Raw genomic sequence first — 1,711 nt, forward strand, 5'->3', positions numbered from 1 at the left:
TAAGACACTGAGTTTTCTATCCTACTGCTTCAACGACTTCTTCGAGATCCACGAGACGTAGATCTTCACGCTCCTCCGCTGCCTCCTCTACAGATAGTTTGAAACCACTCCGGCTGAACAGCACATACTCGAGGTCGGGTTCACCACTGTCGCTCGGAGTCCAGTCGATGTAAGGAGCGTCGTCCTCTAGATCAGAGAGAACATCGTATCCCACGGGACTGTTCGTGAACTTGGCTTCTCCGACAACCAGAGTCGAACTGTCCGTAGGCGCGACGACGTCTATCTCCCGCTCTCTGTGCCACCAGTTGCCCGGGACACGAGTAAAACCGTAGTCGGGATACAGCGATGGTAGAGCCTCCTGACACAGTCTCTCAAAGGTGTCACTCACAAATCCCGGCAGCTCGGGTTCGATCAGATCCGAGTAAGCGTCTTCTCCGTGGAGCTCGTACCGTCCAGACCGTCCGTAGATGTACCGAAACCAGAAACGAAACAGAGGATCACGTATCCTGTATCTCGTCTTCTTGCTTCTCTCCGGGTCTACGGTGACGGGATAATCCTTCTCTATTATGTTGAGAGTCTCTAACCGATCGAAGTAGTAGCTCGTGTCTCTGCTCTGTATCCCCGCCCCCTGTGCTATACTGTTGCGTTCTCTGTTGCCACTCGCCATCGACTCGAGAAGCGAAAAGAACCTGCTGACTCTGTCAAGCTCCATCTGCAGAACTACTTCGGGCTCATCGTGGAGAGAGCCTTCGGGGTCGAGAAGAGTACGTGTTATATTCTCCTCAAGACTCTCCGAGTCATCGATGGGAAGAAGATAACGTGGCGTACCGCCGAAGACACCATAAGCGAATACCTTCTCCTCAGGAGAGTACTCACCGAAAAACTCCATAGCATCGCTGAAAGACAGCTGGGTTAGCTCCATTCTGCCGTTTGGAGTCTGTGAGATCCGTCCGTAGAGAGGAGCATTACCTCCAAACACCTCATCATGCATCATGCCTATCGACGATCCCGTGAGTACCAACGTACCGCTACTATTACTCCTCGATATGCGGTGATCCCACAGATGCTGTATCACAGAGGGTAGGCTATCATCCTCCTCGACTAAGTAGGTAAACTCATCTAGAACCACGACAGCGTCTCTCTCAAGCAGATAAGCGAGAAGAGTCTCCCAGTCACGTCGGATATCGGTTATACCTGGGTATACGGCCTCGGCGTCCTCGATAAAACGGTTGAGTTGAACCGTCGAGGTCGCTTGAACCGCTTGGCTGTAGACGGCGTCGTCTCTGTCTTGGATAGACTTTAGAACTAGCTCAGTCTTACCGATCTGTCTGCGTCCGTAGACGACGGCTAACTCAGGATCTTCACTTTCGTAGAGGGACTCGAGACGAGATAGCTCCTCTTTTCTGTCGACGAACTCTCCCATGCTCTCTAATAGATACTAACTCCGGATAATACTTCGTTTTTCTCTAACTCAGTTTCTGAGTATTTGAGCTATTAGAAATTGATTTATAAGAAATTGAGTTCTAATACTTCTACTGTCTCTCTGCTGAGATTCTCGTAGACATCATCTAAGATTGCTAACCAACATCCCTAGATAATATTCGAAAAATGTTGGTTAGCTACGTTCTAATCGGCTAGGATCAATTCTATCCACGATGCCGTCGAAATCACTGTCGAAACTCAGCACATGATCTATACCCCGCTCTTTCAT

Annotated in this window: 1 protein-coding gene; it reads right to left on the reverse strand. The window is 49.6% G+C overall.

The annotated features are described in order from the left end of the window. Positions 1-16: 16 nt before the first annotated feature. On the reverse strand, positions 17-1,423 hold the full coding sequence (locus SV253_08790; GenBank protein ID MDY6776148.1) for an ATP-binding protein: 1,407 nt from the start codon (positions 1,421-1,423) through the stop codon (positions 17-19). Between the last annotated feature and the right edge of the window lie 288 nt (positions 1,424-1,711).

The sequence above is a fragment of the Candidatus Afararchaeum irisae genome, assembly GCA_034190545.1.
Lineage (GTDB): Archaea > Halobacteriota > Halobacteria > Halobacteriales > Afararchaeaceae > Afararchaeum > Afararchaeum irisae.

Bases quoted from the DNA above. Each gene is read 5' to 3' on its own strand.
- SV253_08790 (MDY6776148.1), bottom strand. From the start codon at position 1,423: ATGGGAGAGTTCGTCGACAGAAAAGAGGAGCTATCTCGTCTCGAGTCC.